General features: G+C 37.8%; 20 protein-coding genes. 6 read left to right on the forward strand and 14 right to left on the reverse strand.

Annotated features, from left to right (window positions below; all coding sequences use genetic code 11):
• Positions 1–413 precede the first annotated feature (413 nt).
• The 5 genes from H3T55_RS13105 to H3T55_RS13125 all read right to left on the reverse strand — a co-directional run bounded on the left by H3T55_RS13105 (position 414) and on the right by H3T55_RS13125 (position 7,095).
• Positions 414–1,376 carry an AEC family transporter gene (locus tag H3T55_RS13105; RefSeq protein WP_225534896.1) on the reverse strand — a complete coding sequence of 321 codons (963 nt, stop codon included), beginning with the start codon at positions 1,374–1,376 and terminating at the stop codon, positions 414–416.
• A gap of 12 nt (positions 1,377–1,388) precedes the next feature.
• Complete coding sequence (locus H3T55_RS13110; RefSeq protein ID WP_225534895.1) at positions 1,389–3,029, reverse strand: malolactic enzyme; 1,641 nt, start codon at positions 3,027–3,029, stop codon at positions 1,389–1,391.
• A 186-nt stretch (positions 3,030–3,215) separates the two neighbouring features.
• On the reverse strand, positions 3,216–4,361 hold the full coding sequence (locus H3T55_RS13115; RefSeq protein ID WP_225534894.1) for a cysteine desulfurase family protein: 1,146 nt from the start codon (positions 4,359–4,361) through the stop codon (positions 3,216–3,218).
• A 113-nt stretch (positions 4,362–4,474) separates the two neighbouring features.
• Positions 4,475–6,196, reverse strand: a complete 1,722-nt coding sequence (ezrA, locus tag H3T55_RS13120) for a septation ring formation regulator EzrA (RefSeq protein ID WP_087642239.1) — start codon at positions 6,194–6,196, stop codon at positions 4,475–4,477.
• A gap of 224 nt (positions 6,197–6,420) precedes the next feature.
• Positions 6,421–7,095: an HAD family hydrolase gene (locus H3T55_RS13125; protein WP_225534893.1), complete on the reverse strand. Its 675-nt coding sequence runs from the start codon at positions 7,093–7,095 to the stop codon at positions 6,421–6,423.
• Between the two features lie 192 nt (positions 7,096–7,287).
• Here H3T55_RS13125 and H3T55_RS13130 point away from each other — a divergent pair, with 192 nt between their 5' ends.
• From H3T55_RS13130 to H3T55_RS13140, 3 genes are all read left to right on the forward strand, one after another.
• The gene (locus H3T55_RS13130) at positions 7,288–8,649 is read left to right on the forward strand and encodes an aspartate kinase (protein WP_087642237.1); all 1,362 of its coding nucleotides are present in this window, start codon (positions 7,288–7,290) and stop codon (positions 8,647–8,649) included.
• Between the two features lie 143 nt (positions 8,650–8,792).
• Positions 8,793–9,557 (forward strand): ABC transporter ATP-binding protein, encoded by a 765-nt coding sequence (locus tag H3T55_RS13135; protein WP_225534892.1) that lies wholly within the window; start codon positions 8,793–8,795, stop codon positions 9,555–9,557.
• Positions 9,550–11,133: an ABC transporter gene (locus H3T55_RS13140; protein ID WP_225534891.1), complete on the forward strand. Its 1,584-nt coding sequence runs from the start codon at positions 9,550–9,552 to the stop codon at positions 11,131–11,133. Before H3T55_RS13135 ends, H3T55_RS13140 begins: the two co-directional genes overlap by 8 nt.
• A 174-nt stretch (positions 11,134–11,307) precedes the next feature.
• Here H3T55_RS13140 and H3T55_RS13145 read toward each other — a convergent pair whose 3' ends face one another.
• The 4 genes from H3T55_RS13145 to H3T55_RS13160 form a co-directional block, all read right to left on the reverse strand.
• The gene (locus H3T55_RS13145; RefSeq protein WP_225534890.1) at positions 11,308–11,826 is read right to left on the reverse strand and encodes an HAD family hydrolase; all 519 of its coding nucleotides are present in this window, start codon (positions 11,824–11,826) and stop codon (positions 11,308–11,310) included.
• Positions 11,827–12,263: 437 nt separating this feature from the next.
• Positions 12,264–13,115 carry a Cof-type HAD-IIB family hydrolase gene (locus tag H3T55_RS13150; RefSeq protein ID WP_225534889.1) on the reverse strand — a complete coding sequence of 284 codons (852 nt, stop codon included), beginning with the start codon at positions 13,113–13,115 and terminating at the stop codon, positions 12,264–12,266.
• A gap of 34 nt (positions 13,116–13,149) precedes the next feature.
• Positions 13,150–13,983 carry a DUF72 domain-containing protein gene (locus H3T55_RS13155; RefSeq protein WP_225534888.1) on the reverse strand — a complete coding sequence of 278 codons (834 nt, stop codon included), beginning with the start codon at positions 13,981–13,983 and terminating at the stop codon, positions 13,150–13,152.
• Between the two features lie 134 nt (positions 13,984–14,117).
• Positions 14,118–14,858, reverse strand: coding sequence for an acyl-ACP thioesterase domain-containing protein (locus tag H3T55_RS13160; protein ID WP_225534887.1), 741 nt, complete (start codon positions 14,856–14,858; stop codon positions 14,118–14,120).
• A gap of 399 nt (positions 14,859–15,257) precedes the next feature.
• Between H3T55_RS13160 and H3T55_RS13165 the strand changes: the two genes are divergently transcribed.
• The 3 genes from H3T55_RS13165 to H3T55_RS13175 all read left to right on the forward strand — a co-directional run bounded on the left by H3T55_RS13165 (position 15,258) and on the right by H3T55_RS13175 (position 17,966).
• A complete protein-coding gene (locus H3T55_RS13165; protein WP_225534886.1) occupies positions 15,258–16,103 on the forward strand; it encodes a helix-turn-helix domain-containing protein in 846 nt (281 codons plus the stop codon).
• Positions 16,104–16,300: 197 nt separating this feature from the next.
• On the forward strand, positions 16,301–16,885 hold the full coding sequence (locus H3T55_RS13170; RefSeq protein WP_225534885.1) for a lytic polysaccharide monooxygenase: 585 nt from the start codon (positions 16,301–16,303) through the stop codon (positions 16,883–16,885).
• 31 nt (positions 16,886–16,916) lie between these two features.
• Positions 16,917–17,966 (forward strand): chitinase, encoded by a 1,050-nt coding sequence (locus tag H3T55_RS13175; RefSeq protein WP_225534884.1) that lies wholly within the window; start codon positions 16,917–16,919, stop codon positions 17,964–17,966.
• 138 nt (positions 17,967–18,104) lie between these two features.
• Here H3T55_RS13175 and H3T55_RS13180 read toward each other — a convergent pair whose 3' ends face one another.
• From H3T55_RS13180 to H3T55_RS13200, 5 genes are all read right to left on the reverse strand, one after another.
• Complete coding sequence (locus tag H3T55_RS13180) at positions 18,105–18,725, reverse strand: recombinase family protein (RefSeq protein WP_087642226.1); 621 nt, start codon at positions 18,723–18,725, stop codon at positions 18,105–18,107.
• 62 nt (positions 18,726–18,787) lie between these two features.
• On the reverse strand, positions 18,788–20,926 hold the full coding sequence (locus tag H3T55_RS13185) for a peptidase domain-containing ABC transporter (RefSeq protein ID WP_225534961.1): 2,139 nt from the start codon (positions 20,924–20,926) through the stop codon (positions 18,788–18,790).
• A gap of 19 nt (positions 20,927–20,945) precedes the next feature.
• The gene (gene lanM / locus H3T55_RS13190; RefSeq protein WP_225534883.1) at positions 20,946–24,059 is read right to left on the reverse strand and encodes a type 2 lanthipeptide synthetase LanM; all 3,114 of its coding nucleotides are present in this window, start codon (positions 24,057–24,059) and stop codon (positions 20,946–20,948) included.
• A gap of 123 nt (positions 24,060–24,182) precedes the next feature.
• On the reverse strand, positions 24,183–24,371 hold the full coding sequence (locus H3T55_RS13195; RefSeq protein WP_140405352.1) for a serine-rich class II lanthipeptide: 189 nt from the start codon (positions 24,369–24,371) through the stop codon (positions 24,183–24,185).
• Positions 24,372–24,505: 134 nt separating this feature from the next.
• Positions 24,506–26,956, reverse strand: coding sequence for a SpaA isopeptide-forming pilin-related protein (locus tag H3T55_RS13200; protein ID WP_225534882.1), 2,451 nt, complete (start codon positions 26,954–26,956; stop codon positions 24,506–24,508).
• Positions 26,957–26,985 lie beyond the last annotated feature (29 nt).

Here is a 26,985-nt window from a genome sequence, read left to right on the forward strand (position 1 = left end):
TCTTAATTTATAGTAGCAAAAGAATTATTGAAATGAAGGTTTTTCCTTGTTAATCCACGTTTTTCACCTTTCTAGACAATAATTTCTGTATAGTTCAATTTTCTTCAATCCTTCTTTATAAAGCTTGATTTATCAGCATTTCTGCTATAAATACTTTTAACTTTTTTGAAATGCCAACAATAAATATTTGCTTGAACTACTATAACACAGGGGCATCCAAATTTAAACACCTAATTCAGACAACTTACTTCGCCTTTTTTTAGCTTAACAATGGAGATAGATTTATCCCAATCCAAAAAAAGAGTCCAGAACAAAACTAGAAAACAGTTTTATTCCGGACTCTAAAAAGAGACTATAAACTATAATTTTTTTCATTTATTACAATGAATCATTTTGCATCGATAGATTAGATTCTATAAAAACTGCAAAAGACTGACAACGATCGGAACAACCACTACAAAAAGAATCGTACTCGTTGTCACTACATTAGTCGCATATTTTACGTCTCCATGAGCCTCATTTGCTAAAATTGGTAAAACAGCAAGAGCAGGCGCAGACGCTTGAACAACTAACGTTTTTATCTCCAACATAGGCAGACTTCCCAGCATACTGCCGCCAAAAATGATCAGGGCAGCCATTACTACAGGAGATAAAACAAATCTTCCAAAGAGTGCAGCAATGGTGTCTTTGTCAAAACGTATACTTTTAAGACCTGCATCTGCTAAAACGATCCCGATATAAATCAGTGAAAGTGGTGTGACGATCCCGCCGACATAAACTAATGTAGAGTTGATAAACGTAGGCACAGGTAAATCTAATAATAGAAAGACCAGTGCAACGATGAAACCGAGCAAAGGCGGTGGCAATAGTTTTTTCCAGTTTAAGCTTTGATGTTTTTCTTTCCCAGACTTTGTAGGATCATCATTGGCGATCAGCAGCGCACCAAAAGCCCATGTCGACACTGTATTAGTCACATAGTAAACAAGGAAATAAGGTAAACTCTTTTCTCCAAAAAGGGCGATATTCAACGGTAATCCAATGAAAATAGTATTGGCATTGACCACCGTATTCATAAAGATTCCTCGTCGTCCAACTGGGACCCGAAATAGTTTTACCATGAGCCAAGCTAGTAGATAGCCGATGATGACAGCAATAAATGAGTAAAACAATCCTCCGGACAGCGAAAAGAGTTTGTCTCTTGTTAAATATTTCAGTACAGAAACAAAAATGGATGCTGGCAAAGCAACATTCATGATCAACTTAGAAATATTCCCGCTAAAGCTGTCTGCAAAATACCCTCGTTTTCTCAAAAGAAAACCTAAACCAATAATCAGAATGATCGAAAGAATACTTTCTATAGACGTGAGAAATGCCATGGTATTCTCCTCCTAATCCTTTAATGTACGATAGACAGGTGACCATTTATTTGCTTCGATAGCAGCATGAATATCGCTTACAGGTTCTTTATTCAACTTTTGATCAAGCGCGCTTTGTCCAGCAGCTACTGCAACGGTTTCTGAGAATTGGGTCAATTGAGAAACAGGCGGTAAAACGGCAGCTCCCGGTTTATTAGGATCCACTAGCCCTCCTAATGAATGTGCAGCTTTAGAGATCATTTCGTCGTTCAATACTTTCGCTGTAGCTGCAATCGTTCCTAAACCAAGCCCTGGATAAACCAATGCATTGTTCGCTTGACCAATTTCATAAGTAACGCCATTATAAGTGACAGGTTCAACTGGAATCCCTGTAGCAACCAACGCTTTACCATCTGTCCACTTCAATAAATCCTCTGCTGTCGCTTCCGCTAATTTCGTTGGATTACTTAATGGGAAAATAATAGGCCGTTCAGTATGACTTGCCATTTCCTTGATGATTTCTTCCGTAAAAGCTCCATGAACAGTCGATGTCCCTACTAAAATCGTTGGATGGATCTCTTTCACTACCGCAGCCAAATTCGTCAATTGATCCGAATGTTCAAACTCTGACCGACTTCTAGCAAAAGGTTTTTGTTCTGGTGTCAAGTCATCCATATCATCAAAAAGCAGACCTTGCTTGTCCACTAAATAGAATTTCGCTCTGGCTTCATCTTCAGATAAACCTTGCTGGATCATTTCGTCATATATTCTTTTTGTTATTCCAGCTCCAGCAGTTCCAGCTCCAAAAGAAAGATAGATTTGATCTGTAAATGTTTGTTTTGAAATATTTAATGCCCCTAAGATACCAGCTAAAGTGATAATTCCAGTACCTTGAATATCATCATTGAAAGTTGTTATCCGATCTTTATATTTATTTAAGATCGTTGCAGCATTCAAACGGCCGAAATCTTCCCAATGTAAATATAGCTTCGGAAATAATTTTTCTGCGGCTTGAACAAATCGATCCACAAATTCCATGTACCTTTCTCCTCGAACTCTTTCGTGACGATTTCCTAAATACATGGGATCCTTCAATAAGCTTTCACGATTAGTCCCTACATCTAAGACGATTGGCAAGACTGTCGCTGGGTCGATTCCTGCAGCAGCTGTGTATACCATCAATTTACCAACGGAAATGTCTACTCCATTAGTCCCCCAATCACCAATGCCTAAAATCCCTTCTGCATCTGTCACAACGATCAATTTGATTTCACGGTCACCTGCGGCATTTTTCAACACTTGTTCTACTTGATCTGGTTCATCGATCGAAAGATAGGCAGCGTATTGAGGATCTACAAAAAGTTCACTATAGTTTTCGATAGTATCTGCAATGGTGGGATCGTATACGATCGGCATGAACTCCACGACATGCTGGCTAAATAAAAAATAAAATAATGTCCGATTCGTATTGAAAATTTCCATTAAAAAATGGCGTTTTTCAAGTGCAGACGCCTTTTTTTGATATTGTTGGTAAGCCTGTTCCGCTTGTTCTTCGATCGTTTGAACAAAAGGCGGTAGCAAGCCACTTAACCCATATTTTTCACGCTCTTCTTTGGTAAAAGCTGTTCCTTTATTTAGAAATGGATCGTTCAAAATTTCATGTCCGTTCTTCATTTTATTCCCTCCTTGCTATGATAAATTGAGGGTACCATCCTTATTTAATAAATACAAAAGATAGGTTTCAGTCAAATCCACTTTATCTGGTGATTTACTCGTTTTTATTATATGATCCTTCCCTAGTTTTGATCAAAAAAAGCAACTACGATCCGTTAGGACAGCCGTTGCTTCTCACTTTATTATTTAATTCAATATCGAAAACTTCTTATATAGCTGATTAAAAATAATCATAAACTGTTCTGCTTCTGCAATCGTATTACTTTCATCTAAACTCACACGAATCGCGGAAGTCGCTAAGGAATCAGGGACCTTCATTGCGTGTAAAGTACTGCTGGCAATTTTTTTTCTACTAGAGCAGGCGCTAGTGGTCGATGTATAGATTTGTTTTTCCTCTAATGCATGAACTAAGACTTCTCCGCGCACGCCTTTTAGTGCAAAACACAAAATATGCGGAGCAAACTCTGTCGTATCTTTTGAAAAAATTGCTACATTGCTATACTCCTGTAGGGCTTCAAGAAGATAACGACGTATAATTGCTGTATGTTCTGGTTTCTCATTTCTTTTATCCATATATAAACGTAATGCTTTCGCCATTGAAACGATCCCAGCCACATTCTCAGTTCCACTGCGGTGATTCATTTCTTGACCACCACCATTTAACAACGGCTCTAATTTTCGCCCGTGTTTCCAGTAAATAAAACCGACACCTCTGGGACCATGAAATTTATGTGCTGAAAAGGTCGCAAAATCAACTCGATCTGTCAGCCATTGCTCTTGATTTACTTTGCCAATCGCCTGTACTGCATCAACATGAAAATGAATCGTTGGATAAGCTTCTAAACATTCGCTAATTTCCTGAATCGGTTGGATCGTACCAACTTCATTGTTAACAGCCATAACAGATACAAGGATCGTGTCCTTACGAATCAGTTTTGCCAACTCATCTACCTTGACACGACCATTTTCATCTACTGGTGCGATCGAAAGCTCAAAGCCATTTTCTGCTAATTGTTCGGCCGTTTCTGAAACTGCTGGGTGTTCCACATTTGAAATAATGATATGACGTCCGAACTGTTTTTTCTCCAGTGCAGTTCCTTTTAATACCCAGTTGTCGCCTTCTGTTCCACCACTGGTAAAAAAGATTTCACTTGTTTTGACGTGCATCAGCTCTGCAATTTGTTCTCGAGCTTTTTCCAGTAAGCGACCTGCCTGTGTTCCTAAATCATGAAGACTTGAGGGATTACCGATGATTCGTTGACTTGTTTTTACATAAGTATCCAAAACCTGAGGATAAATAGCTGTAGTTGCGCTATTATCAAAATAAATCATTACATTACCTTCTTCTCTTTGAAATTCTTTCTTATTATATACTTTTCGAATTACCAGTTCAACAGGCAGTTTAATAGAAAAGGGTGAGACGACTAGCGTCTCACCCTTTATTTTTAAATTGCATCAAGATTATTGAAATAGAAATCTTCGATTCTTCTGAATGCTCCCGGCTCAACTCGTTCTAGTGCTGTGCCAATTTCATCTAATGCATCTTGGTATCTATATTCTTTTGAGAACAGTTCTAAACTATTTTCCATTGCTACACGAATTGCTTCATGTGTATGGCGATAACGATTTGCATACTGCATCATTTGTTCTGTCAATGCAGCTGAATTAACCAAGTCATTGGTCTTTTTATCTAATAGTTCCAAATCTTCGTTACATAAATCAGAAAGCTTTTTGATTTCTTCCATATTGATTCGAATTCTATTCAATGCTTTGCTTAATTCTTCGATGCGGTCAGTTGCCACAAAGAAAAATTCCAAATAGTCAGCTGGTAATCCAGGTAAACGTTGTTTTTCAACATAACGTTTGATATTGCGCAAACGGAAATCATATTGATCGACTTTTTCTTGTGCTGCTTTTTCGCCTTTGCGTAATTCTTTTAATGAATCATCGATTTCAACTTGTTGATTTTCGATGTCATCAAGAATCTTGTAGCAATCCTTGAAGAATGCTTGAACTTCTGAATAAGGAATTGTATGCTCTTTTAATTTCGGCTCGAAATCTTCATAACGGCGAATCAATTCTTCGATCTCAGACTGGAAGCCTCTTGAGCGTCCTAGCTCATTATGATTCAACGTATAGCTTTGTGATGTGTGATCCAATTCGATCATCAATTGACGATTATTTTTTAGCGTATGTGCAATGTAGTCTCCAACAACTTTGTGATTTGTAACTACATATTTCTTCGCGTTCATCTCACGTTCCATGATTTCATACAATGCATCGATGGCATTGGCAGTATCACGGTTCGCTACTTCTACTGCATCTACTTCTGTTTTTTCTAAATCAACTGTTGAATTTTTCACGCGTTTTTGTACGCGTCTCAATTCTTCAGTAAAATTCTTTTCAGGGAATACATAGTGATCTGCAAGCAGACGTTTGTATCCTTCTTCGATTTCTTTCAATTGATCCGGGAAAGTTCTAGTCAGCTCATCATAAAGCGGTGGAATACGTTTCATGACATCATCTAATTCATAGGTATGACGTTCTGCATTCTCCAAGACTTCACGAGCTTCGATCGGATCACCCGATGTATTCAATGTAACGAATTGAGTAAACTCAAGTTCGATATTTTTGATTTGTTTTTGTAATTCTGGATAGGCTGAACCGAATTCAGCTTTTTCATCATGAAGCAACTTGCTAAGTTCTTCATAAACATCCAGCGCTTTTTGAACTTCAAGTGAATTACGTTCTTCACTTTCACGCAGTTCTCTTAATCCGTTACGGATGATCTCGACTTCTGATTCCATTTCGTCCATCGTATCTTCAGCTGCAGCAACGGCTTTTTTTGCTTTCATAAAACGAAAAGATTCATTCAACTCTTCAACTTCAAATATCTGACTTTCTAGTTCTGCAAAAGAACGAGTCGAAATTTCCGTCCAACGTTGATTCCATTCTCTAAATGTGTTTTGGCTTTGACCAACCATATGCATCTTTTTGACATCGTCGACTTCTTCGATCACTGGTAAGTCAAACAGCTCTTCTTTCCTCTTTTCCAGATTATCGAGTTTCATTTGATTTTTCTTTCTCATAAAAAATCCAACTAAATACAAAACAGCTGCGATGATTATTATAGCTAAAACTACGATAATGATCAGATTATTCTTCATTCAGGGAACCTCCGTTTATTAGTCCATCTATGCTATACGCCCTTCTCTCAGAAGCAACTCTTCTGAATGAATCGGATCGTATGATTCTCTTATCTACTTTAAATAGTCCTTAAAAACACCTACAGAAAATTATATCACAAACCGTTCTTTCAAGCACTAACTAATTGTATTTTTTTAAGAAATGTTTTGAGTTTGTAATATTGGCTCATTTTTTGGGGCAACCATTAGCCAGTGTAACCTATTTTGTCCAACTCTTGCAACTTTTTACACACATCGCTTAATGTCTCCAGATCATCATCTGCCAATGATTGATCCATACCGAACTGAGTGTCTTTCAATGCCCAAACAGTCAATCCAGCACTATGAGCCGAAAGGATGCCTTTTTCAGAATCTTCGATAGCCAGACAATCTTCTACTGCTATACCTAACTCTTTTGCTGTATGCTCATAGATTTTAGGATCAGGCTTACTTTTCTCAAACTGAGATCCTGTTATGACTACATCAAAAAAACTTGTTAGCTGCCCGATCTTCAATACTTCCTGAATAACATCCATTTTTGATGATGAGGCCAACCCGATTTTGTAACCTTTTCTTTTTAAAAATTGTAAAACTCTTTTAGCATCCGGCTCGATCAACTCACTATAGTCGATCGGATGGTTAATTTTATACTGATGGTATTTCTCAGTTAAAAAGACTTCATCATACTCTGTATCATTTTCTTCAAGGATCAATTGCCATAAACTGCGCATGTCTGCCCCAACAAACGATGCGATCGGTAACTTTTCGATGGATAACCCATATTCTTTAAGAAAGGCTTTTCGACGTCGGTAGTAAAATGATTCACTATCAACTAAGACCCCATCCATATCGAAAATGATCCCTTCGTATTTTTGTCTCATTTTTGTGCTCCTTCTGCTTCAATTCTTGTCCAACTTTACTAGTCTAACAAAAGTTTGAAAAAAAATGAAGAAATTTGTTGAAAAATAACTGAAAATAACAAACAAATAACCTTTTGGTAGTTGATTTTCTATAGATATTTCGGTATCCTTTTACTATTAATGAAAAATTTATTAAAATTAGGAGTGAAAAAAGTGAAAGTCATAAAATTCGGAGGCAGCTCTCTAGCTTCTGCTGCTCAATTAGAAAAAGTTTTAACAATCGTAAAAGAAGACACTTCACGAAAGTTTGTCGTTGTTTCAGCTCCTGGTAAGCGTTCTTCAGATGATATCAAAGTAACTGATTTGCTGATAGCCTATTACAATGCATATTTAAATAATGAAAAAACGACAGCTGCTATTGAAAAAATCGTTGCTCGTTATGAAGCAATTCTTGATGAACTCAACATGAGTAAGGAAATTTTAGCAGATATTACGCAAGCAATCCAACGATTGGCTACATTACCAAAAGAAAATAATCCGCATCTTCTCGATGCATTTTTAGCTAGCGGTGAAGACAATAATGCTAAATTGGTGGCAGCATTTTTCCAGCAGCGCGGATTGAACGCTTGTTACAAAAGCCCGCTTGATTTAGGCTTGATCGTTACAGATGAACCGGGAAATGCCCGTATTTTGCCATCCTCATTAAGTAAGATCAATGCCTTTAAAGCAACTGAAGAAATTTTGGTCATTCCCGGTTTCTTTGGTTTCACAGAGTCTGGAGAGATTTGTACATTTTCAAGAGGCGGGTCTGACATTACAGGATCGATCGTTGCAGCTGGTGTGGAAGCGGATATTTATGAAAACTTTACCGATGTCGATGGTATTTTTGTTGCTCATCCAGGCATCGTACGTGAACCAAAAACAATCACTGAATTGACCTATCGTGAAATGCGTGAACTAGCGTATGCTGGTTTTGCTGTCCTTCACGATGAAGCGTTGATGCCTGCTTACCGTGCAAACATTCCAGTAGTGATCAAGAACACGAATAATCCTTCTCACCCTGGTACATTGATCACAACTTCTCGGATGGTCAAACATGATCCAGTAGTTGGGATCGCAAGCGACCAAGGTTTTGCCAGCATTTACATTAGTAAATACTTGATGAATAGAGAGTTAGGATTTGGACGACGTTTACTACAGATTTTAGAAGAATTAGGCTTAAGCTATGAACATATGCCTTCTGGAATCGATGATATTTCGATTATTTTAAGAGAACGTCAACTGACAGTTGAAATCGAAGAAGAATTGATGAACCGCTTAGAAGAAGAACTTGAACCAGATGAATTACGTATCACACATGGTTTATCTATGCTGATGATCGTAGGTGAAGGAATGCGTCAGCGGATCGGGGTGATGGCTGACAGTACAGCTGCGCTGGCAGAAAATAGAATCAACTTGGAAATGATCAACCAAGGGTCTTCCGAGGTCAGTATCATGTTTGGTATTCGTGAAGATCAGGAAAAACGAGCAATACAAGCACTTTATCAAACATTTTTTGCCGACCAGAATAGTTGATCAACGGTCTATTACACAAATATATTAAAAACATGCCAGATTGAACGTTCTCTGGTCTGTTTTTTTATATGCTGTATGTTTTTAATACTCTAGCTGGAGTACAATAGATTTATAACTGAATTTGAAAAAAGGTGGGAATGTATATGATTGAATTGGTCAATGTAACGAAGAATTATGGTACAAAACAAGCATTAAAAGAATTGAATTTGAACATCAAACAGGGAGAAATTTTTGGCTTTTTAGGACATAATGGTGCCGGTAAATCCACAACGATCAAAAGTTTAGTAAGTATTATCCAGCCTTCAAGCGGTTCTATCGCAGTCGACGGATTATCATTATCTGAACATCGTGAAACAATCAAGAAAAAAATTGCCTATGTTCCCGATACACCAGATATTTTTTTACAATTGACTGCTGGCGAATATTGGGATTTGATCGGTGCAGCTTATGAACTTGATGCTTCAAAAAAACAACAGCGTTTGGACGAGCTTGCCACTTTATTTGATATGCAAAGTCATCGAGATGAAACCTTAGCCGGCTTTTCACATGGTATGCGGCAAAAAACAATTATTATTGGCGCCTTGCTGCCAGACCCTGATATATGGATCTTAGACGAACCGTTACAAGGGCTAGATCCGCAAGCTGCATTTGATTTGAAACAAATGATGAAAGCACATGCTGCTAAAGGAAAAACCGTCATTTTTTCAACGCATGCCCTAGATACTGCCCAACAATTGTGCGACGAGCTAGCCATTTTGAAAAAAGGCGAACTGATTTACAATGGCTCTGTGGATGATTTACTTGATCAATCTCCTAATGAGTCTTTAGAGGAGATCTACTTAAAAATGGCTGGTCGTCAGTCGGATGCACAATTAGCGCAAACACTTGAAGGTGAACAGTATGAATAAAAGTCAGTTACTTGAATTAACACGTGTCAACCTGCGCTATGCCAACCCTCAGGTAACGGATCGGGCCAGAAAAAAAGGAAAAAGCGGAAAAGCCTTAACTCGTTCTTTGATCGGCCAATATCTACTTTCTGGTGTTCTATTTCTATTTATTTACGGCTTGACGATGTTCATAATCGATTTTAGCAAAATGCCTGGTTATTTTACGTATTATGTTGCCCTATTTGGAATTTTAGCGTTCTCTCAAGGCATTTCCGTCATTTATAATGTCTTTTTTGAGAGTCAGGATTTAGCTGCTTATTTGCCCTTGCCATTTCGTCAACGTACGATTTTTTCAGCTAAAATTCTTGTTGTGGCCTTAACCGTTGTCCCATTTGTCTTTCCTATGTTTGTCGTCTTTTTATTAACTGGTTGGCGTTCTGGGATATTTATCCCCCTAACGCTACTGCTGTCCATTGTTCTATTTGTTTTGATAATTGCTCTGGTTTTTTCCATCTGCTGTTTGATCGTTTTTGGTTTGACTAGAACGGCTGTTTTTAAAAAACATAAGAAAATCGTCACTAGCCTTTTACTAGGTATTTCTATGGCGATCGCTATTATCGGGATCTTATCGATGAATGCTCAAAGTTCGTCGATCGAAACAAGCCAACTTGATAGACAACCGATCAGCTTTTTGATGCCTATTTTTCATATTGCTTCCACTCCATTTTCGGTTGCTGGAATGACAAGTTTTGCAGGGCTTTTGCTCGTGTTCATTTTATTATTAGGTGCCATAAAACTATTTATTTTACCGAAACTATATGAACAACTTGCAGATGCTTCATCTGCTACTGAAACGCGCCGACGTAAGCACAAAACTGATCAATCACTAAATCAGCTATTCATTAACTATAACAAACAATTACTGAAGGAACCAAATCTGATTATGCAGGTACTGTCAAGCTCTTTGTTGATGCCTGTGATTTTCATTGTTTCTTTTGCCTTTAGCGGTTCGCTAAATTTGAGTCATTTAGAAACGCGTTTTATTGGTGTTGTCTTTTTAACTGGCGTTGCACTAGCCTTTATGACAACGAATCAGACCTCTTTTATCAGTAATCTTATTTCATTGGATCAAGAAAATTTTCATTTTATACGTTCATTACCGATTTCAATGCGTCATTATCTAAAACAAAAATTCAAAGTTGGACTGGTGGTTCAATCGATTTTGACTGGTGGGATCGCTTTGGCTGGCGGCTTACTTTTCCGACTTCCGATCTTATTTCTTATTAGTCTGATATTCGGTGCACTTTTAGGTAGTTACCTGCTTTGTTTGAGATTTTTTGCTAGAGATCATCGCTTGCTTTTATTAGATTGGACTAATCTAAACCAATTATTCAGTCGAGGCAGCGGAAACGTGGGGTTAGTTTTGACTCTGCTTGTTTCGATATTCGGAAGCTTGATCGTTTTAGTGGGTTATGGTTTTGCTGCGGCTTACTTCCCATTTTGGCCTTTGAATTTAGCAGTATTGGCTGCAGTTGGATTCATTTCATTTCTCTTGATTCTTTACTATCAAAAGAACTTTTGGCAACGATTTGATTGATTATTGAAAAAAGTGTCTGGGACAAAACTCTGCGAGTCAAATCCCGGACACCTGGAATCTGGATAAACGGTGAGAGCAGAAGCAATCCCTTCGGAAATAAGAAAGAATTCACAAAAATTTGGAAAACAATTTTCGTGAATTCTTTCTTATTTCTCGGGATTAAACACTTCTTTCTCAACCTCTTTTTGATTCCCGTTGTCGTTCAAGCTCAGCTTTGATCTTGGGTTCAGGAGCAAAGTCCTTTTCCCAATTATCTGGTTTAAGCACTTTGTGTGTGACGGGATGGTAGTGAGGTTTCCCGTCTGGAAATAATTTGCCCATGTTCGCTTCATGAACGATCGAAAAAATTTCTGTCGGATTCACACCTAATAGTGAAAAGGAACCATAAGTAAAATAAAGCAAATCAACTAGTGCATCTACTTGTTCAACTAAAGAATCCGTGACGATTTTTTCTTTACTCAACACTTTCTCTACAGCCTGATCGACAGACTCTTTCAGCTGTTCGATCATTTGTTCAAATTTTTCTGGATCATTATTCGCCGATCCATATAAAAACTCGACTAATTCTTCTATCTTAAAACCCGCTCGTGCTACTGCACGCTCAGGAGAAAACTCCGTTGGTACATCCGGCCTTCTATTATCAAACCGCTCGTGAAATGCCTCAGTTTTTTCAAATGGATCATCGATCTTCATAACATACCTCCTAAATTAAAAGCGGAACAAATCGTCTAATCCTGTAGAAAATTAGGAAATTGACTTTGAGACGCTCTTTGTCTCACTGGCAATTTATCTATTTTCCTAAGGATTGATTTGTGCAGCTGGATAACGATAAAAGCGGAATGAGCCGTTCTGTCTCGACTGAAAAATAGGAAAATATAACTGAGGTGCTTTTTGCCTCATTTATATTTTATCTTTTTCCAAGAGACTGGCTCATGCAGCTAGATAAAGATAAAAGCGGAACAGGCTCGCTCAGCCTTGACTGGAAAATAGGAAAAATCGATTGAGGCGCTTTCTGCCTCACTCTATTTTTATCTTTTTCCCGAAAGGCTAGCCTGTGCAGCTAGATAACAATAATAGCGGAATGAGCTCGTTCATGCTCAACACCTTCACTTATTTTCTTCGTCTTGCTTCTAGAAATTATTATCAGAAATAATCCCATAATGCAGTAACGCTTGATAAATCCCGTCCTCTTCATTCGATCGTGTAACAAAATCAGCTGCTTCTTTCACTGCCTCTTCCGCATTTCCCATTGCAACACCTATGCCTACTCCTGACAACATCTCTAAATCATTCCAGCTATCACCAAAAGCCATGATCTCATCCATTTGTATGCCAAGTGCTTCAGCGCACTGCTGAATACCGATCAACTTAGAACCACCTGCGGGAATGATATCTACTGTATAGGGATTGGAACGGGTCAGATGACAATCAGGCAATTGTTCTTTTAACCTATCCAATTCTTTTGGCGGACTCAACAATACACATTGATAGATTGGCTCTTTCAAAATACTTAGTTCAGCATAACGTTGATCTTTCCGATGAATCGAAAGTCGGCTTATCAAATTTTTTGTAAAGGTCATTGGTAATCGTTTAGGGATGAAGCGCGATAGCTTTTTAGCCCATTTATTCTGACCAAAACGCATCAAAGAACTGCCCTCCATACTCCTTCGGCTGCCAAACATGATCTGACGATGGTAACGGTCAGAAAATTGAACAATTCTTTTAAGCGTTTCATCAGGAAAATGAGCAGAACGAATCGTCTTTTCATCATTGTAAACTAGCTGTCCATTATAAGTAACAAACACATCTAAATTCAAAGCATCGATTTTCTGACTAAGATGGATCGGTCCTCTTCCTGTTGCTATCCCGCAAATGATCCCCTGCTGTTGGGCTATGGCGATTCCCTGTTTAGTCGATTCCAGTGCTTTGCCATGTTTGTTCACCAATGTTCCGTCAATATCAAAAAAAATGGCTTTTATCATCCGCTTTCCTTTCTTTAAATTACTCATATTCACACTAAAACAAATCGATCTGCTTTGGATTCAGCTGGTCATACTCTATTCCAAGTGCCGCTTTCATCTCAAGCAAATTTCCTGCTGCATCGCCGCCGGAATTATTATTAAAAATCACCCCGACTTCTTTAGCTGACTTAGCAATCTTTTCCACCGCTTCACTCAAATCTGCAATTTCATCAGCATTATAGCGATATAAGGTTCTCTTTTTACGCCAATCCTTGTCGTTGGCCATCCAACCAGCTGCGTTACGTCCATGCAATCGAAATAAAACAAACTGTTCATTTGTAACAAATGGGAAGAAAGGGACTGGATTGGTTGGGATCTGCGGTTCGTCAACGATCACTAGCGAAAATTCATTTTTCTTCATGAAAGACAATGTCTGCTTGAGATACTTCTCTGCATACCATGACCCATTTCGCAATTCGATCGCTAGCGGATAATCGGCAAACCAATGACGGATTTTTTCCAAATACTGAACATTCTCTTTTGTACAGCTAAATGTCCCTGAAAATTGAACCAGAAAAGCATACAATTTGCCGCTTTCGATCATTGGCTGCATGCTCGTTAGAAATGCTTTCACCATTTCCTGCTCATTTTGATAATATTGCTGCCACTCTCCTTGACAGCTGATTCCGCTGTATACTTTCATGACAAAACGAAAGTTATCAGGAACAGATTTTGTCCACTCTGTGACCGACTCTTGTCTAGGAATACCGTAATAAGCCGTGTCCATCTCAACGAATGGTAGATAGCCCGCATATTCATAAAGTGTTGAACGTTTTTTTCCGGTCAACGTATCATGCTCATTAAAAGAAGTCAAACCTAATCGAATCAAAAGAACATCTATCCTTCCTATTTTTAAATTATTACCAACAAATCGTTCAAAGGATCGTTCTCTTATTTTATACTAAAAAAGACTGAGACAAAACAAAAAATTGTCCCAATCTTAATATAAATTTCGTGTGATGGCTATTGGCTCTTTTTCCATGTCATATTTGCTTCACAATAGAGTTGACCTGCGATCCGAATTTCATGACGAGTTTGTTTGCCGCTTTCTTCATCGAGTATTTCAAAGTGACTTTCTATCTCCTGACCATACTCTACTTCCTTATCAAACTTGACATTGATGAAGGTTGGCTCGTAAGTCGTTAAAAAGTCGTAGCCTAAAACGTCTAGTAACCAATTAAAGTAAATGGCATTATTTACATGTTGATTTCCATCAATATCAAAATAGCGGACGCGATATGGAAGAAACTCTCCTGCTTCTATTTTTTCAATTTTCTCACCGCGGTAAATTTTTGTGATTTTTTCACTTTCGTACGGCTCGATAATTTCTGGTAATACACTACTCATTTTTCGATTTTCTTTATCCATTAAAACAAATGTTGACTTGATCAAGACACATTCATTGCCTTCTTCATCATGGATCCAAAAATTTCTATAGCAAAAGTATTTATTATACGACATCGCCTGCGTCGTTATTGTCAGCTTTTCCCCTACTATAGGTAAACGAGTAATGTGGATTTCATAATTCGTAATGACCCAGCCAAGACCAAATGACGCGACGTAATCCGCTCCACGCTCTAAGGCATCACTTTGTTCCTCTGAGGTTTTGATCACCACTGCCAGCATAGATGGAATTGTCATCTTTCTTGTGATATCTCCATCATAGTATGCAACTTCATATGGTGTTGTAAATTTTTTTCCCACTGGATCTCCTCCTTTTTTCAACATAACCAGTTAAATTATAACATAAGACTTTTAAAGTGAGAACGCTGATCGTGGCTTGATCAACGTATTGAGAAAACAAAAGCTTAAAATATAAAAAAGATATTTTTGAAATCAAATAAAAAAACTTTCCAAAATCGAGAAAAAATATCTCCCATCTTGAAAAGCTTTCACCCTTATCTATTTGTCACATAAAAACTCCCAGGAACTAATTTTTTCAAACTATACGTGTCCAGTATTGCCGTAAGGGGACACTAAAGTCAGTAACTCTAAAAGTGTTTCCATCTCCATACCTCCAAAAAATTAGTTGCTTCTATAGGAATAATACCATACTATTATATAAAACTATAAATATAATGCATAAACATAGAGGGGAATTATATGAGAATCAAAGGAGACATCATCCGTTCCGTAAGAAAACAAAAAAAACTATCACAAGTCACTCTTGCTGCAGGTATTTGTACCCAAGGAACAATCAGTAATATCGAAAATAAAAATATCTGTGACAGTCTTGAAATCCTTGATGCGATCTGCAAAAGATTGAACCTTAGTCTAGAAAGTGTTCTAGATGATAACGACGAAAAAAAATTAACAAATTTATTGAATACAGTAGAAGAGTTATGTAATACCTTTAAGCATAAGGAAGCACAAGCTCTTTTGAAAGAATCCACGATCAACGTTTCTGATTTTCAAAATAGAGAATTGGAAATTCGCTGGTTCTATTATATGGGGATCACAAATCTCTTAGGCTACAATAATACAACTGACAGCCTATTTTACTTTTATCGTGCGGATGAACTTGGAGATGCAAATTCGATTTATGCGATCCTTTCTGTCAATAGCTTAGGAATCGTCTATGAAATGGCAGATGAATTAGATAAAGCACAAGTTTATTATGAAAAATCAATTGAAATGCTGAATAAAATGACGGTCAAAATGCCGATCAAGGCGACAAAAGTTTACTTTAATACAGCTAAATTCTATTCTTTGATCAAAAACTACGAAGCAGCCTTTGAGCTTGCTTCAAAAGGAATGGCGCTGAATAAGACCTATCAATCACTTTATATGCTGGATCTTCTAGCTTATGAAGCTGCATTCAATGCGTTTATGTTGTCGGATGATTTGATTGTCCCAGACTACAGTAGTGCGAAAGCTTTTGCTGCTTTTAATGACAATCAAAGTCTTTTGAACGTGATCAAAAACGATGAAAAAGAATTAAAACGCTAAAACGCTCCACAATATACATCTTAAAAAATGAGAACAGATAGCGATATACCACGTTATTTGTTCTCGTTTTTTTCACGTATAAATCATACGTTTTTAAATTATTTATTTTATATTATATATATTATTTGAATAATATATATAAGAATGTTATAATCTTTTTGTAAGCGCTACAAAAACATTTTTTAGGAGGAATTAGAGTGAAAAAGACATTGTTAAAAGCTGTTCTGTCACTTAGTTTATTAGCCGGAGGTTTATTCGTTACAACCGCAGTTGCTGATGCCCACGGATATGTTTCTTCACCTGGAAGCCGTGCATACTTCGGTAGTGCTGCTGGTGGAAAAGTCAACAAAAATGTTGGTCGTGCTGAATGGGAGCCTCAAAGTATTGAAGCTACTAAAAATACTTTTATTACTGGAAAGTTAGCAAGTGCTGGTGTGACCGGATTCGAACCTTTGGATGAGCAGACTGCTGATCGCTGGGTAAAATCAGATATTACAGCAGGTCCACTTAGCCTCACCTGGACACTGACTGCACGCCACAGAACTTCGACTTGGAACTACTATATGACAAAACAAGGTTGGAACCCTAATCAACCTTTAGACATCAAAAATTTTGATTTGATCGGTACCGTAGATGATAATGGGACGATTCCTGAAGCAAGTGTTAAACACACTATAACTGTCCCTGCTGATCGTAAAGGCTATCATGTTATTTACGCAGTTTGGAACGTCTATGATACAACAAACGCATTTTACCAAGCAATCGACGTGAACGTAAAATAATTCAAATTATCGATCAAAAGGAGAATTTAGAATGAAAATCAAACAACTTATTCCAGCGGCTTTAATCGTTTCCGGTATCCTTGCCGGCGGTCTTTTCACCAGCACACCTGTAGAAGCAGCTGATGCTGCCAGTGATATGGTCAGCGTAGCAAATAAAAAGGTTTTAGTTGGCTATTGGCATAACTGGGCGTCTAAAGGAAGAGATGGCTACAAACAAGGAACATCGGCAAATATCTCTTTAACAGACATCAACAAAGCTTATAATGTAGTCCCTGTTTCCTTTATGAAAAGTGACGGTGTCAGTCGAATCCCGACATTCGCCCCTTACAACAAATCAGATGCGGCATTTCGTCAGGATGTAGCAACGCTGAACAGTCAAGGTCGTGCTGTATTACTTGCTTTAGGTGGAGCTGATGCTCACATTCAATTACAAGCTGGTGATGAGCAAGCATTTGCCAATGAAATCATCCGCCAGGTAGAAACTTACGGGTTTGACGGACTTGATATTGATTTGGAACAATCTGCTATTACGGCAGGTGATAATCAGACTGTTATTCCAGCAGCACTAAAAATTGTAAAAAATCACTATAAAGCACAAGGTAAAAACTTCATTATCACAATGGCACCTGAATTCCCCTATTTAAAACCAGGTGCTGCTTATGAAAAATATATTACCTCTTTGGATGGCTACTATGACTATATTGCGCCACAATTATATAATCAAGGTGGCGATGGTGTCTGGGTAGATGAAATCATGAAGTGGATCCCACAAAGTGACGATACACTTAAGTATGAATTCCTTTATTACATGTCTGATTCAATGATCCACGGAACAAGAACATTCTTAAAAATCCCTAACGATAAATTGGTCTTAGGTTTACCAGCAAATGTAGATGCTGCTGGAAGCGGTTATGTTATCGATCCAACAGCTGTCTACAAAGCATTAGATCAATTGAAAAAAGATGGCAACCCAATCAAAGGTTTGATGACTTGGTCAGCAAATTGGGATGTCGGCACAAATGTCAATGGTGTATCATACAACAATGAATTTGCAACAAGATATGCGCAAATTTTACAGTAACAGGTCATAAAAGAAAAAGAGAGGGAAACTAAACGGATGTTTAGTTTTCCTCTCTTTTTTCGAATAAACGGTGAGACAAAAGCAGCTTATTTCCCGGAACTAACCGCTTTTGTCTCAGCCTTTTTTATTTAACTGACGTTAATTTTTAGTACCTCTAACCATAAATTCGCCCATATCGATTAGGTCATTCGTCGTTTTTGTTCGATAAACGCCTTCTTTTCTTAAATGATGATACAAGGTAGAAATCGAAATCCCGCAGCGTTTTGAAATTTGTTCAGCGGGAAGCTTCGTGTTATGGTATAACTCAAGTGCTTCATTGACCTGATCCACTAAAGGCGGTCGACCTAAAACCACTCCTTTTTGCTTTGCAGCATTCAGTCCTGCTAAAACACGTTCCCGAATCAATTCTGCTTCCATCTCAGCAAAAGCACCCATGATCGTAAAGAAGAATCGGCCCATTGGTGTTGAGGTATCGATGTTATTTTCAATACTGACAAAATTGATATTCAGTTCATTGAACCGCTCCAGTAAAACAAGCAACTGCTTTGTTCCCCTTGCTAACCGGTCTAATTTGAAAATCACAAATGTATCGCCCGGTTCAAGAATATCTAATGCCTTGTTTAGCTCATTTCGAAAGCTTTTCCGTCCACTTTCATACTCTTTAAAAATCATATCTACACCGTAATCATCCAGTGCCTGTTGTTGTGAATCAAATTTTTGAAGATGTGTACTAACACGCATATACCCAATAACTGCCATAGCTTTTCTCCCCCTTTGATAACCAAGAGTTTTCTCCTATTTTTAAAATCACCTATCATCTCTTAACTAATACTTTGCGGATCAACATAAATGGAATAATAATGTCCTTTTAACGCCAATAGTTCGTCATGTGTTCCTTCTTCAACGATTCTGCCTTGATCCATTACCAAAATCCGATCGAAATGCTTGATCGTATTTAACCGGTGGGCAACGATGATACAAGTAAAGTCATACATTTTTAGTCTATTCATAATGAAGTTCTCCGAAATATTATCTAATGAGCTTGTCGGTTCATCCATCAATAATAAACTTGTTTCCTTGACTAACGCACGAGCAATCGAAATCCGCTGCATCTGACCGCCAGACAAATTCATACCGCCTTCTGAAATTTGTGTTTCCAAACCTAACGGTAAGTTCATTATGATTTCGTCTACTTTAGAATCAAAAATCGCCTGTTCCACCCGCTCTTGCGCGACATCATTTTGATTCAACACGATATTTTCATAAAGTGATGCATTAAAAATCGTTGGCTTTTGATTCACGATACTCACACAGCTTTTTATAGACGTTTCATCAATTTTACTTATATCGATATCATTAAAACGAATGTCTCCAGCACTAACATCATATAAGCCTGCCAACAGCTTCAATAACGTACTTTTCCCAGATCCGCTTTTCCCAACGATCGCAACTTTTTCTCCTGCTGCGATCTTGAAGCTGACAGATGTCAAAATTTCTTCTTCAAAATGACTGTATTTGAATGAAATATCATTTGCTGCAATTTCATCAATACGAGTGATCTTTTCATCTGCCTGTGTTAAACGAGGACTCTCTTTGGCTTCTAAAATCTCATTCAGCTTACCAAAATAAGAGCGCAATAAAAGTAACTCTGTATAAGAATCAAACACTGTAACGATCGGTGTGATAAAAGCTCCTGCCAATGCATTAAAACTGATCAGTTCCCCTAAAGTCACTTGACCGGCTACGACCTGCATCAATCCGATATAAATCAATGTGATCGGTAAAATAAACTGAATCGAGGTTTGAATCGTTCTGACCCAAGTTGAAAAGCGACTCTTCTCAGCCCGTAAACCAATTTGATTTTTGAACTCATTCCGCCACTTTGTATAAAACTCGTTTTCAGATCCTGACGACTTCACAGTCTCCATTCCTTCAAACAATTCAACTAAAATACGCTGCACTTTTGATTGGGCAATCAATTCTTTATTAGTGATGCTTTGGACTCTTCTCGAGTTGACTACGGAAATCAAGCCCATAAGCAATGCACCAAAAATTGCAATCAATGTCAATTTAACAGACATGCTGATCATCAAAATCAAGTAAATAAACACGAAAAGGAAATCGACAAAAATCGTTAACATTCGCTGGCTCATGATTTGCTGGATGATCACACTTAAATTCGCTCTAAAAATCAAATCACCCGTCGAACGATTAATGAAAAAGCGCAAGGGCAGATGAATGATTTTTTGCATAAATTCTTTCATCAATGTTAGATCGAATAAGTTTTCCAATAAAATCAATACTAAACCTCTGGCCACCTGTAAAAAATAATAGGCGATAAATAATGCCAAAATAGTTAAGCCGATCTGAAACCCGTTGCTGACCACAGAATCTGCACCATCGATGATCATTTGGGTGATTCGTGGAACGATGATCGTCACACCTTGTATAAGCAGCGTTAATAAAATAAAAACTGCTACACGCGCTTTTTTACTCTTTAAAATATCTTTCAATATGACCCATGTCGCATTTTTTGCTTTTTTTCTTTGTGACACAGTGACATCGATATCGACTAAAATCAGTGCAATATTTGAAAAACCAGCGATGAATTCTTCTCGTCTGATTTTTTTTCTCCCTGTAGATGGATCAAGGATGATGGCCTCTTTCGCTGTTAGCTTTTCTAAAACAACGTAATGTCGCTCTTCCCAAAAACAAATCGTTGGTGCTGTTTGCTCTTCTAAAACATCTAATTCCAGTACTCGGATCGCTTTCGTTTCGATTCCTCTATCCAGTAAAATTTGGTAAAGATTGGTTAAGGTATTCCCACCTTTGGGTACACCATAGACATCGCGCAAGTGGCTCAAGGTCACATGATCATCATAATAATTCAATACCATAGCGGTACAGGCAAGACCACATTCACTATGTTCACTTTGCTCAATAAATGGAACTTTTTTCACCAAAACAACGCCCCCTTTCTTATTTTTTTGGTAAAGTCAGTGTTAATACATCTGCTGTTGTTTCTGGGGTATGCATTCGTAAAATTTGATGGCCGATTCCAGATAAACCAGTAAATAAGCCGTATTTAGGAATTGTCGGCAACCCTTCGAAGGTATAGGCTTGGTTCATGATTTTCGTCTTTATTTTCTCTTGTTTCTCCTTGATTTTTGCTTTCTGTTCAGCAGTTGCAAAAGTTGTTTCTCCGAAAGCATTCAAAAAGGCTAGGTCCCCTAAATTTCCATGACAGAGACAGTCATCTCTTTTATCCTGTGCAAGCAGACGATCTGCTGCAAGTTGAACCTCTGACTGCAATTTTGAATCCGTAAAGCCAGTATTCAAAAGATCCAAATAAGCTAAACCAATCCCCGTAGAACCATAACACCACAAGTCATTGACCATAGGCGGTACAGGTCTGAGATCCAGCCAACCTTTTTGCTTAGGATCAAAGGTCGTACGTTCTTTGATCAAACATTTTTTTATGATCAATTCAACTTCTGGATCATCTGTAACTGTGAGCAAACTATTGGCCGCATGGATCACTCCTGAATAACCATGAGCAAATCCACCTTGCGTTACCTTGTTTAAGTCCAAATCGAATAATAATCGTTTCGCAAAATCATAATAGCGCCGCTGCCCCGTTTCTTGATATAAAAGCACAAAAACTTTAATGATCGAGGCTGTCCCGCCATTCCAGTCATAGCTTTCAATCGTTTCTGGATCATAGTTGGTCATATATTTTTCAGCAATCGATTCCGCAGCCTGCAGCAATTGCTCTTCTTTGGTCATTCTATAGGTATAAAGTAAAGGATAGACTGCTGCAAAAGAACCGTAGAATGCAGAAACACTGTCTACATAATCTTCTTCCAGTTTCAGCACTAGCTTTTCGGCTAATTGATAAGCTTCTTTAAATTGCGGCTCTTTTAGTGCATGATAGAGTTCACTGAAATACAAATACATTCCTGTAATACCATCATAAAAATTCTCGTTCATCACATTGACCACATAATTGTCAGGCGAAGATTCTTCAATATCTTTCCAAGCGATCGAATCTTCTCCCAAAAAGGCAGCTTCAAGGATCGCTTCACCAATTGCATAGGCACCCTTTTCAAAAATCGTTTGTCCAGTGATGTCTTTTAACGGAACTCGTTTTTCTTGGAGATCTGTTGAGTGATACAGACCAAAGGATGTTTTTAAATAATCCAGCTGTTCTGTTTCTTCTTGTTTGGAGTAACCTTTGACTTTTGCTACCTCTAAATCGATTGCTCTATCAGGATACATATCCTTGATCACTTCTCCTTGACTAGCGACAAGATCACGACTGCTAGTAGGATTGAAGAAAATCGGTACGTCATGCTGAAGCATATCTCTTACTTCAAACGGCACAGGCTGAGCATTGGAATATCCATGCATCCAAAGATTTTCGAATAATTTTTCTCTTTCAATGTAGTCGACCATACATGTCGGATGTGTGGAATAATCAAGTAGATCTCCATAGCTTTGTGTTGTTTTGATCACATTACGAACAAGACAATCTGAAAAAATATTTTCTACGATTTCCGCCAATGTTTCTTGATTATTCAGCGCAAAAGCAGAAAACTCCTTAAAGCCTTTCACAATGGTGTCGATATATGGAACAAAATCAACTTTTTCTCCGTGATACATTGGAATATTTTCAGCAGCATCGGTGATATGCTCTTGATATAAAAACTGCATATTCACAGAATCAAAATTGACAAGCTTCAAAACCTTATACGGTAATTTTTGTTCTCCCCCACTCAAAGCACTCAGTTGAATTCCTTTTGATGCACCTTCGACATCTTCTTCCGCACGTTCTTCAAAAAGATAAATCGGCACTAAACCGCTCATCACTACGGATTCACCATTCTCCTGCATTACCTTAACGATCGCATTTTGGCTGTCCGGCATTGGAAAATGATTTTGAATGATCGTTTCCAAATCGATCAACACAGGATACTTTTCAAAAGCCAGGACGTTTTCTAAATGAAAATCATTACCGTTAAGCAAATATACTAAAGCAATCGTTTGACCAAATTGACGATAATAGTGATGCACGTCTGCCTCTGTTGCACATTCCAGATAAAGCAAACGTTCTTCAAACGAATAGTTTTCTTTCACTATTTTAGTTGTTAAATAAAAATCAAATGACGCATCTAATTTTTGTACCTCTGCCACAAATCGATCAAAACGCTCACTAATGGCTAAATTTTTTGGTTTATAAACAAGTTCTGATTCTCCATGAAACGTTAAAATTGCCACTGATTTCCCACGATCATGTGAATCTCCAGCACCCATTTTTAACCCAGTCAAACTAAGAGGAAGTCTTAGTTTGAAAATGTCATTCAACTCATCCTGACTTTCATCAAGTGCTTCCATCAGCTCTTTAAAATTAACAAGCTGAAAGCTGATAGTTTCTGCATATAGCCTTGCTAATACTGGATAGTGAGCAAAAAAGTCTGCTACTTTTTCTTTTGAATCAAAACGAGAGATGAGGTACTTTTGAAACGCCTTTTTTTCATCAAGTTCCGGCTCTATTTCCAGCTTTTCTTTTGTTACGTGTAAATCATATACAAAGGTTCTAAGCCCGATATCCATGAATCGATTGATGACTTCACCGACATAATCCATCATTGCACTCGCTTGCACTTCTACTTCTGAAAACTCTTTCAAGATTTCTTTGAGCTTCCGTTCAAAATAATCGATATGCAGACGTAAGGCATAAGTAAAATTAGCTTTGCTTTCGTCAAACACGTCATTGACGAGATGATCATCCTGTTCCAAAATCTCTTGAGTCATTTGAAGCCAAGCATCTGTTTGAATTTCTGAAAAAATATAGTCTTTTTCTTCTTCTGTCAATTCTTTGATGGCCAGATCAAACTCTTCTTTTGTCAATCTTGCAGACTGGAGGATCTCTTCAAATCGTTCATCCGTTACCGTAGTCGGTCGGCTTCGCCATTTTTTATAGTTTTCAAGTGATGAGGTATTCGGTGATTCTGTTTTCCCAACATAGTATTTTTTTAATAGATCATATCGTTGACGAATCGAGGTTGCTTTAGCTAAATTATTAAGACTCATAGCTAGTCTCCTTTAAATCAATTTATTTATGTAAATTCTCCTGAATTAGTTCCATATTAAAAATAAGTGCTAGATAAATTGCCTTTTTTAAAGGCAACTTATCTAGCATCGAGTTATTTTAGATTACCAACCGCAACATCTTGAAGAGCAGCAGCTATAGCTACATCTTGTAGAGTAACAGCTACTTGATGATGAAGATGATGAAGATGAAGACCAGCTCCATCCGAAGAAGCTCCCTTGTACTTTATTCATTTCTTCTGGTGTTAATTCTTCAAAAGATTTTCCAACTTTTTTTTCAGCAGTTTTGTTCATAGTTTTTTTCCTCCCATTATGTTTTTTCCTAATAATAAAGTGTGCACATTTATTATTTATCTATTTAAACTGGACGTTTGCTTTGAACACCAATCGTCCAGCTTAAAACAAAATTTAGTATTTACACCCACAGATTAAATAGATAATCTAATGATCGTAAATTTGTTTGGCTCGATTTTAAAGCTTGTTGGTTTAACAACGGATGTTGTTTTTGCTTTGATCAATGGCGCAATTTCATACTCACCAGGCGGCAAGTAAATACTGATTTGGCCAAAACTATTGGTAATAGCAGTTGTTTCTAAGGCATTACCTTTCGTACAAGTAATTTGATATTCTAAACCACTTAAAACTTGCTTAGCATCTGTACTTGAGACATAGACTAAAGCACGTCCTTGAATTTGCTTCGGTTTATTGTAGAAAACATTTTCTGCAATTTTACCGACTTCAATGGTATTGGTTTGTTGTGGAGCATCTAGTTCATAGCCGTCCGGTGCTTTCGTTTCTGCGATGACAACCTCACCTACCGGCAAGTTAGAGAAGAAGACTTCTCCATTAGCATCCGTTGTTCCTGTATGAACATTCCCATTTGAATCTGTTACTGAAAATTCAGCGTTAGGTAAAACATTTTCTGTCTCAAACCCATCTTCATCCAATGCATATTTGGTGACTTTTAGACTACCTAAGTTTTCCTTTTTCACATTGGCATGTCTGATTTCAGCAACTTTTCCAGCTTCTACTGTGATTTCATAGAAGGTTGTATCTTCTTCAAAACCAGGAGGTGCTTGTACTTCTATTACATAATATTTACCAGGCGCCAAATCATTTAGGAGAATTTCTCCATTTTGATCTGTTGTATATGTGCCTAATAATTGTGTATCTGTATCATAGACTTCAAAGACTGCATCTGCTAAATATTCGATTGGATCTGATCCTTGAACATATTTGATGATTTTCAATGAACCAGTCTCAGGTACGACTTCTTTTTTATTCAAGACTTCGATCGTTGCTTTGCCGTTTGGATCTGTTTTAGAAAGTGTGACATATTTTGGTGTCGCATCCATTTCATAACCGTCTGGTGCTTTTGTTTCGATCAATTTGTACGTACCATATGGTAAATCTGCTAAAGTAGCGACTCCGTTGGCATCTGTTGTAACTTTCCCTACTAACTGATCATTACTATCGTATACTTCGAATTCTGCTCCTGCTAAGAGCTTCCCTTCTTCATCTTTTTTGATGACTTCAAGGTTACCTGTTGTTTGTTCTTTTTTATTCACCACTGTAATGCTGACTTTTCCGTTTGGATCATTTTCAGATACCGTCACATAATGCGGTGTCGCATCTAACTCATAGCCTGTCGGTGCTTTTATTTCAATCAACTTATAGGTGCCAAAAGGTAGATCATTTAATGTTGCTACACCATTTGCATCTGTTGTAACTGTTCCGACTAATTGGTTACTTGCGTTGAATACATTGAATTCTGCTCCTGCAAGTAATTTTCCTTCTTCATCTTTTTTGATGACTTCAAGGTTGCCTGTCGTGACTTTTTTCTTATTGACAATAGCAATACTTGCAACCCCATTTGGTGTATCTTTTGAGATAGTGACATAATGCGGTGTTGGATCTAGTTCATAGCCGTCTGGCGCTTTTGTTTCAACTAATTTGTAAGTGCCATAAGGTAGATCATTCAACGTAGCGAACCCACTATCACTTGTAGTGACTGTTCCAACTAACTGATTGTTTGCATTGTATACTTGGAAAGTAGCACCTGATAGTAATCTGCCTTCCACACTTTGTTTAACGATCAAGATCTTACCTGTAGCTTTTTTATTAGTGACATAAATCGTTACAGTTTTATTTGTTGAAGAAATCGTCACGTATTTCGGCGTTGAATCTACTTCATAACCGTTTGGTGCTTGAACTTCAACTAGTTTATATGTGCCAAAAGGTAAATTGCTTAACGCAGCTACTCCATTTGCGCCAGTGGTAATTCTTCCGACAAGCTGATTGTTGGAATTATATACATCGAAAACAGCACCAGCCAATACTTGATTTGACTCATTCGTTTTGACTACTTGCAGTCCGCCTTTTTGCTCCGGTAGCGGAACATTACATTTCGTCAAGCAAAGTAGTTGACCACTTCTCATTAGAGAAAAATACATACGACTAGATTCAAGCTGATAGCCGCTCGGTGCTTTTGTTTCTCGGATCGAATAGTTCCCTAAAGGTAAGGTAGTTGTTTGAGCAATCCCGTTTGCATTTGACTGGATGACTTGAACAGCACGCCCCCATGAATCATAGATCGTAAATTCTGCTCCAGCTAATCTTGCATTCGTTTTTGAATCATATTTGATTACTTGAACACCTGCATAACAAGTTACGCCTAAAAATCTAGCTGTCGGCTGTTGAGTCTGTAAAACATTATTTTGGACATCACCCAAGTTGGGAAGACCAACTGTTGTTGAATTTGTGGCTGTTGACCATGTTGCATTCGTACTTGTTGCTTCTGCTGTTGGTCCATTAAGCAACCCCAACGCAATGAAAACCATGATAAATGGAATAAGTACATAACTAAGCTTTTGTTTCATACTTTAATAAACGCCCCTAACTATTAATT

Origin of the sequence: Enterococcus sp. S22(2020), from assembly GCF_020295385.1 — a bacterium.
Classification (GTDB): domain Bacteria; phylum Bacillota; class Bacilli; order Lactobacillales; family Enterococcaceae; genus Enterococcus_L; species Enterococcus_L dunnyi.

What these genes read in the sequence shown, in the direction of transcription:
- H3T55_RS13200 (WP_225534882.1), bottom strand. Translation starts at nt 26,956, where the DNA reads ATGAAACAAAAGCTTAGTTATGTACTTATTCCATTTATCATGGTTTTC.
- H3T55_RS13195 (WP_140405352.1), bottom strand. Translation starts at nt 24,371, where the DNA reads ATGAACAAAACTGCTGAAAAAAAAGTTGGAAAATCTTTTGAAGAATTA.
- H3T55_RS13175 (WP_225534884.1), top strand. Translation starts at nt 16,917, where the DNA reads ATGAAAATCAAACAACTTATTCCAGCGGCTTTAATCGTTTCCGGTATC.
- ezrA (WP_087642239.1), bottom strand. Translation starts at nt 6,196, where the DNA reads ATGAAGAATAATCTGATCATTATCGTAGTTTTAGCTATAATAATCATC.
- H3T55_RS13115 (WP_225534894.1), bottom strand. Translation starts at nt 4,361, where the DNA reads ATGATTTATTTTGATAATAGCGCAACTACAGCTATTTATCCTCAGGTT.
- H3T55_RS13140 (WP_225534891.1), top strand. Translation starts at nt 9,550, where the DNA reads ATGAATAAAAGTCAGTTACTTGAATTAACACGTGTCAACCTGCGCTAT.
- H3T55_RS13125 (WP_225534893.1), bottom strand. Translation starts at nt 7,095, where the DNA reads ATGAGACAAAAATACGAAGGGATCATTTTCGATATGGATGGGGTCTTA.
- H3T55_RS13180 (WP_087642226.1), bottom strand. Translation starts at nt 18,725, where the DNA reads ATGGCAGTTATTGGGTATATGCGTGTTAGTACACATCTTCAAAAATTT.
- H3T55_RS13145 (WP_225534890.1), bottom strand. Translation starts at nt 11,826, where the DNA reads ATGAAGATCGATGATCCATTTGAAAAAACTGAGGCATTTCACGAGCGG.
- H3T55_RS13135 (WP_225534892.1), top strand. Translation starts at nt 8,793, where the DNA reads ATGATTGAATTGGTCAATGTAACGAAGAATTATGGTACAAAACAAGCA.
- H3T55_RS13105 (WP_225534896.1), bottom strand. Translation starts at nt 1,376, where the DNA reads ATGGCATTTCTCACGTCTATAGAAAGTATTCTTTCGATCATTCTGATT.
- H3T55_RS13110 (WP_225534895.1), bottom strand. Translation starts at nt 3,029, where the DNA reads ATGAAGAACGGACATGAAATTTTGAACGATCCATTTCTAAATAAAGGA.
- H3T55_RS13165 (WP_225534886.1), top strand. Translation starts at nt 15,258, where the DNA reads ATGAGAATCAAAGGAGACATCATCCGTTCCGTAAGAAAACAAAAAAAA.
- H3T55_RS13150 (WP_225534889.1), bottom strand. Translation starts at nt 13,115, where the DNA reads ATGATAAAAGCCATTTTTTTTGATATTGACGGAACATTGGTGAACAAA.
- lanM (WP_225534883.1), bottom strand. Translation starts at nt 24,059, where the DNA reads ATGAGTCTTAATAATTTAGCTAAAGCAACCTCGATTCGTCAACGATAT.